The organism is Micromonospora sp. NPDC048909 (assembly GCF_040649635.1).
GTDB lineage: Bacteria > Actinomycetota > Actinomycetes > Mycobacteriales > Micromonosporaceae > Micromonospora.
In genome coordinates, this window is the sequence record NZ_JBEZFU010000001.1 from 211,805 (window position 1) to 226,299 (window position 14,495).

18 protein-coding genes are annotated in these 14,495 nt (G+C 72.3%); 12 read left to right on the top strand and 6 right to left on the bottom strand.

Annotation, left to right across the window (positions count from 1 at the left end; genetic code table 11):
* Positions 1-128: 128 nt before the first annotated feature.
* The 6 genes from AB0C04_RS01030 to AB0C04_RS01055 all read left to right on the top strand — a co-directional run bounded on the left by AB0C04_RS01030 (position 129) and on the right by AB0C04_RS01055 (position 4,081).
* Positions 129-389, top strand: coding sequence for a hypothetical protein (locus AB0C04_RS01030; protein WP_357046650.1), 261 nt, complete (start codon positions 129-131; stop codon positions 387-389).
* Positions 390-492: 103 nt separating this feature from the next.
* A complete protein-coding gene (locus AB0C04_RS01035; protein ID WP_357046652.1) occupies positions 493-1,863 on the top strand; it encodes an MFS transporter in 1,371 nt (456 codons plus the stop codon).
* Between the two features lie 66 nt (positions 1,864-1,929).
* Positions 1,930-2,232: a GAP family protein gene (locus AB0C04_RS01040; RefSeq protein WP_357046654.1), complete on the top strand. Its 303-nt coding sequence runs from the start codon at positions 1,930-1,932 to the stop codon at positions 2,230-2,232.
* 84 nt (positions 2,233-2,316) lie between these two features.
* Positions 2,317-3,138, top strand: coding sequence for an NAD(P)H-binding protein (locus tag AB0C04_RS01045; protein WP_357046656.1), 822 nt, complete (start codon positions 2,317-2,319; stop codon positions 3,136-3,138).
* A gap of 37 nt (positions 3,139-3,175) precedes the next feature.
* Complete coding sequence (locus AB0C04_RS01050) at positions 3,176-3,370, top strand: hypothetical protein (RefSeq protein ID WP_357046658.1); 195 nt, start codon at positions 3,176-3,178, stop codon at positions 3,368-3,370.
* A 162-nt stretch (positions 3,371-3,532) separates the two neighbouring features.
* Positions 3,533-4,081 carry a YbaK/EbsC family protein gene (locus AB0C04_RS01055; RefSeq protein ID WP_357046660.1) on the top strand — a complete coding sequence of 183 codons (549 nt, stop codon included), beginning with the start codon at positions 3,533-3,535 and terminating at the stop codon, positions 4,079-4,081.
* 118 nt (positions 4,082-4,199) lie between these two features.
* On the opposite strand, the gene AB0C04_RS01060 is transcribed toward AB0C04_RS01055, so the two are convergent.
* The 4 genes from AB0C04_RS01060 to AB0C04_RS01075 all read right to left on the bottom strand — a co-directional run bounded on the left by AB0C04_RS01060 (position 4,200) and on the right by AB0C04_RS01075 (position 7,590).
* Positions 4,200-4,835: a DsbA family oxidoreductase gene (locus AB0C04_RS01060; RefSeq protein WP_357046662.1), complete on the bottom strand. Its 636-nt coding sequence runs from the start codon at positions 4,833-4,835 to the stop codon at positions 4,200-4,202.
* A 20-nt stretch (positions 4,836-4,855) separates the two neighbouring features.
* Positions 4,856-5,284, bottom strand: a complete 429-nt coding sequence (locus tag AB0C04_RS01065; RefSeq protein ID WP_350868639.1) for a SufE family protein — start codon at positions 5,282-5,284, stop codon at positions 4,856-4,858.
* Positions 5,285-5,347: 63 nt separating this feature from the next.
* A complete protein-coding gene (locus AB0C04_RS01070) occupies positions 5,348-5,773 on the bottom strand; it encodes a CBS domain-containing protein (protein ID WP_357046664.1) in 426 nt (141 codons plus the stop codon).
* A 56-nt stretch (positions 5,774-5,829) separates the two neighbouring features.
* Entirely contained in the window at positions 5,830-7,590 is a 1,761-nt protein-coding gene (locus AB0C04_RS01075; protein WP_357046666.1) for a proline--tRNA ligase, read from the bottom strand.
* A gap of 155 nt (positions 7,591-7,745) precedes the next feature.
* Between AB0C04_RS01075 and AB0C04_RS01080 the strand changes: the two genes are divergently transcribed.
* A complete protein-coding gene (locus AB0C04_RS01080; RefSeq protein ID WP_357046668.1) occupies positions 7,746-8,276 on the top strand; it encodes a SigE family RNA polymerase sigma factor in 531 nt (176 codons plus the stop codon).
* The gene (locus tag AB0C04_RS01085) at positions 8,273-9,451 is read left to right on the top strand and encodes a hypothetical protein (protein WP_357046670.1); all 1,179 of its coding nucleotides are present in this window, start codon (positions 8,273-8,275) and stop codon (positions 9,449-9,451) included. The genes AB0C04_RS01080 and AB0C04_RS01085 overlap by 4 nt, the downstream gene beginning before the upstream one ends.
* 178 nt (positions 9,452-9,629) lie before the next feature.
* On the opposite strand, the gene AB0C04_RS01090 is transcribed toward AB0C04_RS01085, so the two are convergent.
* Together AB0C04_RS01090 and AB0C04_RS01095 are read right to left on the bottom strand one after the other, a co-directional pair.
* Positions 9,630-9,815: a DUF397 domain-containing protein gene (locus AB0C04_RS01090; RefSeq protein ID WP_357046672.1), complete on the bottom strand. Its 186-nt coding sequence runs from the start codon at positions 9,813-9,815 to the stop codon at positions 9,630-9,632.
* Entirely contained in the window at positions 9,806-10,609 is an 804-nt protein-coding gene (locus AB0C04_RS01095) for a helix-turn-helix transcriptional regulator (RefSeq protein WP_357046674.1), read from the bottom strand. The genes AB0C04_RS01090 and AB0C04_RS01095 overlap by 10 nt, the downstream gene beginning before the upstream one ends.
* 230 nt (positions 10,610-10,839) lie before the next feature.
* Here AB0C04_RS01095 and AB0C04_RS01100 point away from each other — a divergent pair, with 230 nt between their 5' ends.
* The 4 genes from AB0C04_RS01100 to AB0C04_RS01115 all read left to right on the top strand — a co-directional run bounded on the left by AB0C04_RS01100 (position 10,840) and on the right by AB0C04_RS01115 (position 14,442).
* A complete protein-coding gene (locus tag AB0C04_RS01100) occupies positions 10,840-11,193 on the top strand; it encodes a hypothetical protein (protein WP_350868626.1) in 354 nt (117 codons plus the stop codon).
* 155 nt (positions 11,194-11,348) lie between these two features.
* Positions 11,349-12,500 (top strand): hypothetical protein, encoded by a 1,152-nt coding sequence (locus AB0C04_RS01105; protein WP_357046677.1) that lies wholly within the window; start codon positions 11,349-11,351, stop codon positions 12,498-12,500.
* Between the two features lie 167 nt (positions 12,501-12,667).
* Positions 12,668-13,435, top strand: coding sequence for an SGNH/GDSL hydrolase family protein (locus AB0C04_RS01110; RefSeq protein WP_357046679.1), 768 nt, complete (start codon positions 12,668-12,670; stop codon positions 13,433-13,435).
* Between the two features lie 104 nt (positions 13,436-13,539).
* Positions 13,540-14,442, top strand: a complete 903-nt coding sequence (locus AB0C04_RS01115) for a sulfurtransferase (RefSeq protein ID WP_357046681.1) — start codon at positions 13,540-13,542, stop codon at positions 14,440-14,442.
* The last annotated feature ends 53 nt before the right edge of the window (positions 14,443-14,495 follow it).

Below are 14,495 nucleotides of genomic sequence, written 5' to 3' on the forward strand. Positions count from 1 at the left end.
CGGCGGCCTGGCTTCCCGACGTACCGTCCGTTATGCCCCTTGAGCAGGGGAATTTTCGGCCGCCGACGGCGCATGGACCGGATAGCTGGTGGAAAGCGACGGGCTCCATCGTCAACGGGGAGGCCGACATGAGCACAGTGACCCGACATCTCAACGGGGCCCGCGAAACCGTCCAGATGTACAGCCGCCGGGTGCAGGTGCCGATGCTGGGCGAGGTGGCGGTGCCGCCCGCCGACAAGGTCGCCTACTACGCGGGGCTGGGGGTGCTCGCCGCGCTCCAGGTCATCGAGTGGCCGATCGCCCTGGTGATCACCGCCGGGCACCTCCTCGCCGACCAGCACTTCTCGGGGTTGGTGAAGGGGATCGGCCAGGCGTTGCAGACTCCCTGACGAGAGACCGGTCACCCTCCGGTTGACTTGAATCCCGGTTCAGGTCGCAAGCTTGGCGAATGCTGATCGACCTGCTCCGGGCCGAACCGTCGGGTGAGCGGCGGTGACCGCCACGGCCACGCCCGCAGTGGCGGCGCCGGGGCTCTTCGCTCCCCGCCTGCGCGCGATGACGGTGGGCAGCGTCGCCCTGATCTCGTTGCTCGCCTTCGAGGCGTTGGCGGTCGGCACCGCGATGCCGACCGTGGCCCGCAGCCTCGACGGGTTCGCCCTGTACGGGTTGGCCTTCGGTGGCTCGTTCGCCGCCGGCGTCCTGGCCATGGTGCTCTCCGGCATCTGGTGCGACGCCCGGGGGCCGCGCTCGCCGATGTGGCACGGGCTGGTCTGGTTCGTGGTCGGCCTGGTCATCGCGGGCACCGCGCCGGTGATGGGGATGCTGGTCGTCGGCCGGGTGGTGCAGGGCTTCGGCTCCGGGCTGCTCTCGGTGGCGCTGTACGTGATCGTCGCCCAGGCGTACCCGGAGGAGCTGCACCGGCGGATCTTCGCCGCCTTCGCTGCCGCGTGGGTCGTACCGTCGCTGGTCGGGCCGGCGGTGGCCGGCCTGATCGTGGAGCACCTGGGCTGGCGTTGGGTGTTCCTGGCGGTGCCGGCGGTGGCCGTGCCGGCCGGGCTGCTCATCCATCCGGGCCTGCGCTCGGTCGCCGGGACCGCGGTGACCGGCGTGCCGGCGGGGGCGACGGCGCGGATCGGCTGGGCCTGTGGGGCGGGTGCCAGCGCCGCACTGCTGCACATCGGGGGTCAGCAGCGCGGCGCGAGCGCCGTGGTGGTCACCGCGGTCGCGATCGTCGGGTTGCTGCTCTGTGCGCCGCGACTGCTGCCGGCCGGGTTCCTCCGCGCGGCCCGCGGGCTGCCCACCGTCATCGGGCTGCGTGGCCTGGCGTCGGCGGCCTTCGTCGGGGCGGAGGTGGTGATCCCGCTGATGCTTTCCCGGGAACGCGGCCTCTCGCCCACCGCGGCCGGGCTGGTCCTCACCGTCGGGGCGGTGGCCTGGTCGGCGGGTTCCTGGGTGCAGGGTCGGATCCCGGCGCCGGCCTCCCGGGCCACCCTGCCCCGCGTCGGGCTGGCGTGCATCACGGTTGGCATCGGCACGTTCGCGTTCGCCGTCGCGCCCGGGGTGCCGGTCGCCGTCGGTGTGGTCGGCTGGGCCGTCGCCGGGATGGGCATGGGGCTGCTCTACCCCTCACTGTCGGTGCTCACCCTGGAGCTGTCCGCCCCGGGTGAGCAGGGCCGCAACAGCTCGTCGCTGCAACTGGGCGACTCGCTCTTCGCGGCGACCGTGCTGGCGCTGACCGGCGCGGTGCTCGCCGCGGGGGCGGCACCCGGCCCGGGCAGCTACCTGACGACGCTCGCGGTGGCCGCCGGCCTCGCGCTGTTCGGCGCCACGCTGGCCGGCCGGGTCGTGCCCGCCGCCCGCTGACCCCGGCTGCGACGCCCCCGCGACTGCCCAGTGGTGCGGTGATCCGGGCTGCGACGCCGGCACGGCTTGCCCCGGTGCGGTGATCCGGGCGATCCGGCGCTTGGCCGCCCGCAGGGCCGGGAGGATGGGCGGGCGGCGGTCGGCGCGAGCGCTGCCCGGCACAGTCTGGCGTGGTGGCACCTGCTGCCGTTCATCCTGCTGACCGTCGTGCTGCTCGCCGTGCCGCTGCTCGTCCTGCTGCTGGCCGGCGGCCGGGCCGGTAAGGCGTTGCCCCGGATCCGGGACTGGGCCGACGAGCACGCGTGGGTGGTCAGCGAGGTCGTGATCGCGTTCTTCGCGCTGGTGACGGTGCTGGATCTGCTGCGCTGAGCCGAGCGGGCGGCGACCCGCCGCACGGCACCGGTCACCTCCGGTCGGGCGACGTCGTCAGGACGGCGGGCCGAGCCGGGGCCGGTGGGAACTGGGAGTCGGGCGTACGAGGAGGACGAGATGAAGGTGCTGGTGACCGGGGCGGGCGGCCGCCTCGGCCGAGAGGTGCTGCCGCGGCTGATCGAGGACGGCCTGACCGTACGGGCGACGAGTCGGCGACCGCGTACCGATCCGGTGGTGGAGTGGGTGGTGACCGACCTGGCGACCGGTGCGGGGCTGACCGAGGCGGTGGCCGGAGTCGACGCTGTCCTGCACCTGGCGTCGGCCGCGGACCAGGGGCGGCGTGCGTATCAGGTCGACGTGCTGGGCACCCGGCGACTCGTGGTGGCCGCCGGGAAGAACGGGGTGCGGCACCTGGTCTACGTCTCCATCGTCGGGGTGGACCGGGTGCCCTTCTCGTACTACCGGCACAAGCTCGCCGCCGAGCAGGTGGTCGCGGCCGGCCCGGTGCCGTGGTCGGTGCTGCGGGCCACCCAGTTCCCGGAGTTCCTCGAAGAACTGTTGACCACGATGAGCCGGCTGGGCCCGACGATCGCGGACCGCGCGGTCCTCGCCCAGCCGGTTGACCCGGGTGAGGTGGCGGCCCGGCTCGCGGCCCGGCTGGTCGCGGGGCCGCTGCGCGGGATCGAGGAGTACGGCGGGCCGGAGGTGCTCCGCGTCGACGAGGCGGCACGCGCCTGGCGGGCCGCCCGGCGCTCGCGCCGGCCGCTGCTGCCGGTGTGGGTCCCGGGGAAGCTCGGTCGCGCGCTGCGGGCCGGTGGGCTGGTCACCGAGGCGCTGCCTCGGGGCACCCGGACCTGGGCGGACCACCTGGCGGACACGTACGGGGGAACCGACCGGAGATGAGAAGAATCCCCGTTCACATTCGGCTTAGCGTGACGGCATGTTCGCTGTCGTCACCGCTGTCATCCTTTACTGCTTCGGCTTCGTCTTCCTCTATGGCGTGATCCGGCTCGCCGTCCGGCACGGCATGGAGGACCTGGAGGTTCGCCGCGCCCAGGCGCTCCGGGCCGAGGAGCTGGCCGCCAACCGGGACCGCACCTTCCTGAAGGAGAACGCCTTCCTCGCCGGCAGCTGAGCCGCGCTCGGCGGCGCACGGCCGGGTCCGGACCGCGCGGTCGGGGTCCGGGCCGCGCGGTCGGGGTGCGGGCCGCGCGGTCGGGTCTGGGCCGCACGGTCGGGGCGTTCCGGCGCTTCGGGTGGGCGGTGCGGGGTTGCGGGTGCGAGGATCGCACCCGTGATGGGGACGCTGAAGACCGAACCCGCCCGGACCCGCCTCGACCTGCTGGCTCCGCCGGTCGCCGCGGCGCTCGCGGAGTGGCCCGCCGACGCGCCGGTGGACGTGGACGACGTGCTGGTCGCGCCGATCGACGCCGACCTCGCCGACACCGCCGCATTCTGTGCGGCCTACGAGGTGGGGCTGGACGTCTCGGCCAACTGTGTGGTGGTGGCCGGCAAGCGCGAGGGCGTGGTCCGCTACGCGGCGTGCGTCATCCTCGCCACCACCCGGGCCGACGTGAACGGGGTGGCCCGCCGGGCGCTCGACGTGCGCAAGGCCAGCTTCGCGCCGATGGCCGACGCGGTCGAGTTGACCGGCATGGAGTACGGCGGGATCACCCCGATCGGCCTGCCGGCGCAGTGGCCGATCCTGGTCGACTCCCGGGTGATCGCCATGCCACACGTGATCATCGGTTCGGGGGTGCGGCACAGCAAGATCGCCCTGCCCGGGCCGGCGGTGGGTGCGCTCCCCGGGGCTCAGGTGATCGAGGAGCTGGCCCGCCCGGCCTGATCGGCCGGACGATCAGCGACCGACCCGGCCACTCGTCAACATCGATACCGTTGCACGTGAAACATCACCGATGTCGATCTCCCGGCCGGGCCGGTGGCTGGTCAGCCCGGGTGGCCGATCAGCCGGCCGCGGATTCCCGGCGCTCGACCTCGGCGAACGCGGCGAGCAGGGTCGCGGTGTCCTGGGCGCCCTGGATCGCATACTTGCCGGCGAGCACGAAGGTCGGCACGCTGCTGACCCCGAGGTCGCGGGCGGCGGCCAGATCGGCGCCGACCTCCCGGGTGCCCTCGTCGGAGTCGAGGAACCGGCGCGCGTCGGCCCCGTCCAGGCCGACCTGCTCGGCGAGCGTGGCCAGGGCCTCGTGCGAGCCCACGTCGACCCCGTCGACGAAGTGCGCCCGGTAGAGCGCGTCGATCATGTCGCCGGCCCGGCCGCGCTCGGTGGCGTAGCGGACCAGCCGGTGGGCGTCGAAGGTGTTAGCGGCGATCGCCCGGTCGTAGTCGAGCTTGAGCCCCGCCCCCGCGGCCACCTGAGTCACCCGGTCGATCATCTGCCTGGCGGTGTCCGGTCCGCCGAACTTGGCGGCGAGCGCGTCGACCACCGGAACCGGCTCGGCCACCGGCGACGGGTCGAGCTGGAACGGGCGGTAGCGGACGGTCACCTGACCGTCGTACGACTCCACCGCCTGGTCGAGCCGGCGCTTGCCGACGTAGCACCACGGGCAGACCACGTCGGCGTAGATCTCGATCTCCATGATCGGTGGCAACTCCCCGCTCAGTTGACTTGTTCCCGGACCTGGCGCTTGAGCCGGGCCAGGATCGCGGTGCCGCCCCGCACCCGCAGCGGGCTGATCGCCTGGGCCAGCCCCATCCGCTGGTAGAGGTCGTCCGGGACGGCGAGCACCTCGTCCGCGCTCGCCCCGGCCAGCCCTTCGGCGAGGATGCCGGCGAACGCCCGAGTGGTCGGCGCCTCGGGCGGGCAGTCGAAGAGGGTCTCCACCGTCTTCTCGGGCGTCACCCGGGCACGCAGGAAGAAGGACGTCTGGCACTCCGGCACCTGCTCCATGCCCTCCCGCTCGGCCGAGCCGGGCGGCAGCGGCGGGATGACGTCGGCGTACTCCAGCAGCATCTCGAGCACCACGTCCCGGGGGGCGGCGGCGAACTCGTCGACGATCTCGGCCAACCTGGCCGGCATGGCGGACATGCGTCGAGGCTACCGCTGCTGATCACCGGCCCCCACCGGTACCGGCGGGGCCCGACCGCCGACTCAGACAGTCGGCGACTGCTCGCTGATCTCGCTCAGCGCGGACTGCGGGTCGAGCTGCATCGCCAGGTCGCCGAGGGAGACGATGCCGACCAGCTTGCGGTCGGTGTCGCAGACCAGCACCCGCCGGATGCCGCGCTCGCGCATCAACGCCGCCGCCTCGCTGGCCGTGGAGTGCTGCTCGATCATCACCACCTCGCGGGTGATGATCGAGCCGAGCGTGGTGGTGGCCGGGTCGGCCCGCTCGGCCACCGCCCGGACCACGATGTCCCGGTCGGTGAGCACTCCGGCGAGGCTGGCGCCGTCGGTCACCACCACGTCGCCGATGTCGGCCTCCTTCATCACCTTGGCCGCCTCGTCCAGGGTGGTCTCCGCGGACAGGTAGACCACCTGCCTGGTCATCACGTCGCTGACCCGGTAACCGGTCATGAGAGCCTCCGAATGCGCAAACGCCGATCCGACTGCGGTACCCCGTGACGCGACGGCTACACCCGGTTTCCGGACACCTCACCGGTCAGCCGATCCAGCAGCTCGTCCACCGGCAGTTCGGTCCGCTCGCCGGTGGCCCGGTCCCGCAGCTCGACGTACCCGTCGGCGAGCCGGCGGCCGACCACGACGGCGCGCGGGATACCGATCAGCTCCGCGTCGGTGAATTTCACCCCGGCGGAGACGTGGGTGCGGTCGTCGACCAGCACCCGCAGGCCGGCCGCCGCGAGCTGGCCGCCGAGGTCGACCGCCGCGTCCAGCTGCGGTCCCTTGCCGGCGGCCACCAGGTGTACGTCGCACGGCGCGACAGCCGCCGGCCAGACCAGCCCCCGGTCGTCGTGGTGCTGCTCGGCGACCGCGGCCACCGCCCGGGACACCCCGATGCCGTAGCAGCCCATGGTCGGCCGGACCGGCTTGCCCTGCGGACCGAGCACGTCCACCGCGAACGCGTCGGTGAACCGGCGGCCGAGCTGGAAGATGTGCCCGATCTCGATGCCCCGTCGGATGGTCAACTCACCGTCGGCGCAGGCGGGGCAGGGGTCACCGGCCCGCACCTCGGCGGCCTCGATGGTGCCGTCCGGGGTGAAGTCCCGGCCGCTGACCACGTTGACCGCGTGCCGCCCCGGCTCGTTCGCCCCGGTCAGCCAGGCCGAGCCGGGGGCCACCCGGGGGTCGACCAGGTAACGGATGCCCAGCTTGCCGAGGACCTGCGGGCCGATGTAGCCACGGACCAGCTCGGGCTGCTCGTCCCAGCCCTCGAAGACGGCCACCGTGGCCGGGTGCAGCGCGGCGCCGAGCCGCTTCAGGTCCACCTCGCGGTCGCCCGGCACCCCGATCACCAGCAACTCGGCCTCGTCGCTGCCCGGTCGGCGTACGGTCAGCACCACGTTCTTCAGGGTGTCCGCGGCCGTCCAGTCGTGCCGCCCGCCGAGCCGGCGGGTGTTGGCCAGCTCGACGAGGCTGGCGATGGTGGGCGTGTCCGGGGTGTCGTGCGCCTCCGCCGCCGGATGCGCGAACGGGTCGCCGGCGACCGGTGCCCGGGTGGTGACCGCCTCGGTGTTCGCCGCGTAGTCACAGGCGGTGCAGCCGACGAAAGTGTCCTCGCCGACCGGCGTGGCGGCCAGGAACTCCTCGGACGCCGATCCGCCCATCGCCCCGGACATCGCGTGCACCACCGTGTAGCTCAGGCCGAGCCGGTCGAAGACCTTCTGGTACGCGGCGCGGTGCCGGTCGTACGCCGCCTGCAACCCGGTCTCGTCCAGGTCGAACGAGTAGGCGTCCTTCATCAGGAACTCCCGCCCGCGCAGCAGCCCGGCCCGGGGCCGGGCCTCGTCCCGGAACTTCGTCTGCACCTGGAACAGCGTCACCGGAAAGTCCCGGTAGGAGGTGAAGAGGTCCTTCACCAGCAGCGCGGCCAGCTCCTCGTGGGTCGGGGCGAGCAGATGCTCGGCGCCCTTGCGGTCGGCGAGGGTGAAGATGTCGTCGCCGTACTCCGTCCACCGTCCGCTGGTCCGGTACGGCTCCGCCGGCAGCAGCGCCGGGAAGTGCACCTCCTGGTCGCCGATCGCGGTCATCTCCTGCCGGACCACCTCGGTGATCCGGTCCAGCACCAGCTTGCCCAGCGGCAGCCAGGTGTAGCCGCCCGCGGCGGCACGACGGATGTAGCCGGCGCGCAGCAGCAGCCGGTGGCTCGGCACCTCCGCGTCTGCCGGGTCCTCGCGCAGGGTCCGGAGCAGCAGGGTCGACATGCGAAGCAGCATTGGCGCAGCTTACGAGCGGTGCGGCGGGGGCGGCGACCCTATTGCCCCGCTCGTCGCCGAGACTTTCGCCGGAAATCGGCTGCCCGGGCGGCAACCCGGCGATCCCGGGGTGGCGTCTGGAAGGTCATCAACGACTACCCCAAGGATCGGCCCGTGTGGACCCGCTGCTGAGTGAGTTCGACTCGTTCGTCCGTACCCGAACGCCGGCGCTGCTGCGCTCGGCCTATCTACTGACCGGTGACCAGCACCTGGCCGAGGACCTCGTCCAGTCGGCGCTGGCCCGGACCCACCGCTCCTGGAACCGACTGCACCACAGCGGCAACGCGGAGGCGTACACCCGCAAGACCATGTATCACCTGCAAGTGTCCTGGTGGCGGCGCCGTCGGGTACCCGAGTCGATGACGGGCGAGCTGCCCGAACCACGCGGAGGCGACTCGGGCCCCGATCACGCCAGCCAGACCACGCTGCGGCTGACCCTGCGGGCGGCGCTGGCCAAGCTCTCGCCGAAGCAGCGCGCGGTGTTGGTGATGCGGTTCTTCGAGGACCGCACCGAGACCGAGGCCGCCGAGATGCTCGGCGTCACCGTCGGCACCGTGAAGAGCCAGACCTCGAAGGCCCTGGCCAAGTTGCGCACCGTCGCACCCGAGCTTGCCGAGCTGTACGTCCTGGAAGGGAGCGCCCGATGAACGACCAGCGTCTCCGGCTCGACCTGGCCGACCTGGCCGATGAGGTCACCCCCGTCGACCTGCGGGACCGCGCGCTGCGGACGTCCCGCCGGATCGGCATCCAGCGCGCCGTCGCCACCTCCGCCGCGGCGTTGGTGCTGCTCGGCGCGGCCACCGGCACCGCCTTCGCGATGATGCCGGACCGGAGGGCCGACCCGCTTCCAGCGACCACCCCGTCGGTCACCGCCACCCCGACGCCCACCGCGGACGCCACCAGCCCCAGCCCGTCGTCCGACGTCAAGCCGGCGGACGCGCCGAGGGCGCCGTTGACGGTGGACGAGGTCCGGAACGCGAACATCCGCCTCGGCAAGTGGAACGACGACTTCTGCCCAGGCGGGACGTACCGCTTCAAGGACGGGAGCAGTGTCTACCTGCCTCGGGAGGATTCGCCGGGCGCATTCGGCATACTCGGCACCCCGTCGATCGTGGACGTCGACCGCGACGGTGACCTGGACGCGGTCGTGCTGATCACGTGCAGTCCGTTCGCGGTGCGGGCCCAGCAGGTGGTCGCGCTGCACCGGACCGAATCCGGCGCGGTCGCCACGCTCGGGCAGGTGACCATCAACGGCGCCTACCCGACCGGCGGAGAGCTCATGGAAATCCAGACGGCGGCCGACGGCACCGTCCGGGTGCGCTGGCACGACACCCAGCCCGGCGGCGACGCCGCGCAGTGGCGTAGCTACCGCTGGAGTGGTGCCGGGTTCCACCAGAGCGACGGCCCGAGGAGCTTCCCGAAGGTGTCGATCGACGTGAAGGTGGCGGCCGGTCCGACGACGCTGGTGAAGCAGGCGGACAACAGCTACCAGGGCGATCTCGTGGTGAGGGTCAGCAACATCGGGAAGATCGCCATCGACCAGCCGAGTATCCGCCTGACCCTGCCGAAGTCGGTCTCCCTGACGAAGGTCCGCGGCGTGCTGAACAACAAGGCGTCCGTGCAGGACAGCGGGCCGCCCACGGTCATGCTCTGCATGCTTCCCCCGATTGCGCCGGGCAAGTCGCTGACGATCACCTACACCCTGCGGTTCGCCGGGAGCGGGCAGCCCGCCTCCGGCGTCCTGGATGTCAGCAACAGCCAGGGTGACAACGACGAGAGCAACAACCAGGCGAAGTACACGCTGACAATCGCCGAAAGATGATCGCCACTGCTGCTGCGGGGCGGGCCATCACCCGGTGGTCCGCCCCGTACGCTTCTCCGCTGACCGGCTGCCGGACGATCATCACGCCCCCGGTCTCGATGATCGACTCGATGTCGGCGACATGGGGTGTCCGAACGTCAGCGATACCACCAGCTCGCCGAAACGGAGTCGATCTCGGTCAACGCCGCCGCGCGAACTCCACGAACGACCGCCACGCCCGGGTATCAAAGGTCAGCACGGGCCCACCCCGGTCCTTGCTGTCCCGAACACCGACGACCCCGGTCAGATTGTCCGCCACCTCGACGCATTCGCCCTGGGTGCCGCTGCGGGTGGACTTCCGCCAGGTAGCGCCAGTCAGCTCCATGACGTCATCACTTCCTTCATCAGCTCGACCGACTGCCGTCGAGGTAGCGCCTCACTGCGCACGCTCTCCCACCTCGACAGCAGGATAGCCAGATCCTCATCTTTATCGACCACAACGCCACCGAGCTGGGTCTCCAGATGACCGACCCATCCGCCGTCGCTACCCCGGCCTAGCACGAATGGACCGACGAGGCCGACGTGCACGCTGACCTCGATCGGGATGAGGTGGATGCTGATGTGCGGGCGTTCCGCGCAATCGATCAAGTGATCGAGCTGCTGAATCATCAGCCCGCGGAACGCCTCGTCGGCACGACGGAGTACCGACTCCTCGATCACTGCGACGAACTTGGGCGGGTCGGGCTGCACGAAGATGGACTGCCGATCCATCCGGATGGCCAGTCGACGCTCTACCTCTTCATCGCTGATCGTGTCGTCGCAACGAATCAGCGCCCGCGCATAGTTCTCCGTCTGGAGCAGGCCGGGCACCAGGCTCGGCTGGTAGCAGCGCAGTTGCTGGGCCTGTCGTTCTGCTTCGAGCCAGGGGCGGAACCAGCTCGGCTGGCCGTCGCGTTCGGCCAGCTTCAGCAGGGAGGTCAGCAGACCGCCGGTACCGAGCACCTCGTCGGCGCGCTTGAGGAAGAACCGGTCGAGCGGCCGCTGGCCCAGCTCGACGGCGGACACCTGGGAGCCCGAGAAGTGGACCAGTTTCCCGAACTCCTCCTGACTCAGGTCGGCGTTCAGCCGCAGCCGCCGTAGTTGCGCCCGGACCAGCTCCGCCGTCGGCTCACCTTCCACATCTCCTCCACGACTTCACCGGCATCTCCCGGGCGGATCCCACCGGGTGGACCCCTCGCCCGGCCACCCCCACGACCCCCGTCGATCACTTCCGACAGTAGTCACATGGCGAGCAGAGTGTCACGCAGCGCATCCGCTCCGATCCAGCCCGGACGGGGCCGATCCGCCGGGGCCGTCCCGGTTCCCCCGTACCGGGGCGGCCCCTTCCGTACCCCGCTGAGGAGGTCGATGTGGCCGGACCGCCGCGCCAACTCCCGGTGCCCCGTCTCGGGCCGTACGCCGATCGGCCCCGGGCGTATCCGCCGGACCACCCGCCGCACCTGCCGATCCGGCCGCTCTGGCTGTGCCGTGCGTGCGGCCTGCCGTGGCCCTGTGCGCAGGCCCGGCTGCTGCTCAAGGTCGAGTACGACGGCCGCTACCTCGACCTGGCCGTCTACCTCTCCGGGCTCTATCACGAGGCGAGCCACGACCTGTTCCGGCTGAACCCGGACGACGGCCCGACGCCCCGGGACCTCTTCGACCGGTTCGTCGCCTGGGGGCCGTACCGGCGGCCGATGGTCGAACCACCGCGCGGCGAGCGGTAAGTCGAGTAATCCCAGACGCCCGCGAGCGGCCGGATGGTTGCCGTCCGGGGCCGGAAAGATTGTCGGAAAACAGCGTTGAACAGCGGCAACTGAGATCCACAGGGGACGCGTCTTGGGGGGCGTCGGAACGAGATCCACTCCCGGAGGCCACCCCCATGGACAGCATCCTCACCCCCCGTACCGTCTTCACCTCGGCGCTGCGGCGGGCGCTGCGGCCCCGCGCGCTGATGGGCGCCGCGGCGCTGGTTTTGCTGCCTCTCGCGGCGGCCGGCTGCGCCACGCCGGCCACCACGGTCGGCGCCGCCGCGCGGCCGGCCAGCACTCCCGCCAGCACCGAGCCGGTCGCCGCGGCCCGGGTCGTCGACGACGGCGGTGCCGGCGGGTCGGCGCCGCGGTCCGGCGACGTCCGGCGGAGCGCTCCGGCCGGCACCGCCCGCAACCTGAGCTGGCCGCAGCTCAACTGGTACTCGGAGCCGGAGTACGGCGGGACGAGCGACACGCCGGCCCGGGTCTGGCGCAGCACGCCGGAGGGCCGTTGGGAGCTCGTCCGGGAGGGCCGCCCCGCCGACCCGAAGGCCGAGGGCAAGGTGGCCGCCTCCCCGGACGGCCGGCGGATGGCCTGGCGGTCGGCCAACCCGAACCAGTTGATGACCAGCGCCTTCGAGGGCGGTCCGGTCACGACGGTGCCGGCGCCGGGCGACCGGGGCTGCGCGCCGCGCTGGCTGGACAACCAGACCGTGACGTACACCGAGGGCGCGCAGGGCGACTGGACGGTGGTCGGGGTCCGCCCCGACGGCAAGGGGCGTCACGTGCTCGCCAGCCAGGAGTCGAAGTGCCCGTTCGTCGGTAACGGCGTGGTGGCGTTCGTCCAGGATCGCGCCCTGCGCATCGCCGAGGGCGGTGGCAGCTCCTACCGCATCGTGCAGCCCCGGATCCCCGCCGAGCTCAAGATCCACGGCGTGGCCGGCTTCTCCCCGGACGGCCGGCAGGCCGTCATCAGCACGCACGTGCCGAACGCGGGCGAGTGCGGCTGCACCTGGCGGATCCGCAACTACCGGGTGGAGATCGGCACCGGCGTCGCCACCGAGCTGACGCCGCTCGACCCGGCGTGGCGTGGAGAAACCGGTCGCGGCCAGGCCGAGCAGGTCCGCTTCCTCCCGGGCGGCACCATGATCGCCCAGATCAACACCGCCACCCTCGGTGACGACGTCCCCGCCTACCAGCTGGTCCGCTACGCCGCCGACGGTCGGGTGCTGGGCAGCCTGCCCGTCCCGGCCGGTACCCCGTGGGGTCGGCTGCTCGGCTGACTCGGGAGCTGCGCGGGCGAACGGGCCACACCGACGGGGGGGTGGCCCGTTCGCCCGCGCCTCGACCCGCCTCGATGACCTCTGCCACGTCGCCGAGTAGCGGGACCCACCGGCCCGCCTGGCGGTGCAAAACTTGTCGCCGCAGGCAACGAGAGCGAGGGGGCGCGGTGCGCTGGCGCAGCTTTGTGGCGGTGGGAGACAGCTTCACCGAGGGGATGGACGACCCGTACCCGAACGGCACCTACCGCGGGTGGGCCGACCTGGTCGCCACCCGGCTGGCCGCCGAGGCCGGTCCGGAGTTCCAGTACGCGAACCTGGCCATCCGTGGCCGGCTCTTCCCGAACGTCGTCGCCACCCAGGTGCCCGAGGCGGTCGCGATGAAGCCCGATCTGATCAGCTTCGCGGCCGGCGGCAACGACGTGCTGCGCCGCACCTTCGACCCGGACGCGCTGGTCGCCCGCTTCGACGACGTGGTCCGCGAACTCCGCTCCGGCGGCGCGGACGTGATCCTGTTCCGGTTCGCCGACGTGATGGCCCGGCTTCCCGGCCAGCGCCTGGTCGCGCCCCGGGTGCAGCTGCTCAACCAGGCGGTCGGCGAGACCGCCGAGCGGCACGGCGGCATCCTGGTCGACCTCTACGCCGACGACACCTACCTCAACCCGATGCTCTGGAGCACCGACCGGCTGCACCTCTCCCCGGCCGGGCACCGCCGGGTCGCCGGCCAGGTGCTGACCGCGCTCGGGGTGGGCTGTGACGAGGAGTGGCTGATGGTGCCGCCGCACCCGGCGCCGACGCCGTGGCTGGCCGCCCGCGCGGCCGACGCGCGGTGGGTCGGCCAGCACCTGGCGCCGTGGATCAAGCGTCGGGTGACCGGCCGCTCGTCCGGTGACACCGTCACCGCCAAGCGCCCGGTCCTCGGCCCGTTCACCGACTGACCGTTCGCCCGGCGCCGCCCGCCGTTTCGTGCGGTCGGCCACATTGTGGGCCCTGACCTCGGATGCCGGGTTCCCGGCGTCCCATCGGGCGTACCTTGGGGATCATGTCTGTGCCGAGTGATCCGGATCCCCGCCTTCAGGCCTACGCGGATCCCCAGCGGCTGGTCACCACCGAGTGGCTGGCCGAACACCTGGGCGACGAGGGCCTCGTCGTCATCGAGTCCGACGAGGACGTTCTGCTCTACGACACCGGTCACATCCCCGGCGCGGTCAAGGTGGACTGGCACCTGGAGCTGAACGACCAGGTGACCCGGGACTACCTCGACGCCAAGAGCTTCGCCGAGCTCTGCGCCGCCAAGGGCATCGGTCGCAACGACACGGTGGTCTTCTACGGCGACAACTTCAACTGGTGGGCCGCGTACGCGCTCTGGGTCTTCACCCTCTTCGGTCACCAGGACCTCCGGCTGCTGGACGGCGGTCGGCAGAAGTGGATCGCCGAGGGGCGGGAGCTCACCCGGGAGAAGGTGTCCCGGCCGCGGGCCGAGTACCCGGTGCCGCAGCGGGACGACGCACCGATCCGGGCCTACCGCGAGCAGGTGATGGCGCACGTGGCGGCCGGCCGGCCGCTGGTCGACGTCCGTTCCCCGGGCGAGTACACCGGCGAGATGCTGCACATGCCGGACTACCCGCAGGAGGGCGCGCTGCGCGGCGGCCACATCCCCGGCGCGGTCAGCAAGCCGTGGAAGTCCGCGGCCAACGACGACGGCACGTTCAAGTCGCCGGACGAGCTGCGGGCGATCTACGCCGACCAGCTCGGGTTGAGCCCGGACGACGACATCGTGGCCTACTGCCGGATCGGTGAGCGGTCCAGCCACACCTGGTTCGTGCTGCGGCACCTGCTCGGCTACCCGCAGGTGCGCAACTACGACGGCTCGTGGACTGAGTGGGGCAACCTGGTCCGGGCCCCCGTCGTGAAGGGCGACCAGCCCGGCGGGCTGAACAGCTGACCGTCGCCGGACCCGCGCGCGGCCGAGGGGCCGTCGCGCGGGTCCGGGGTTCG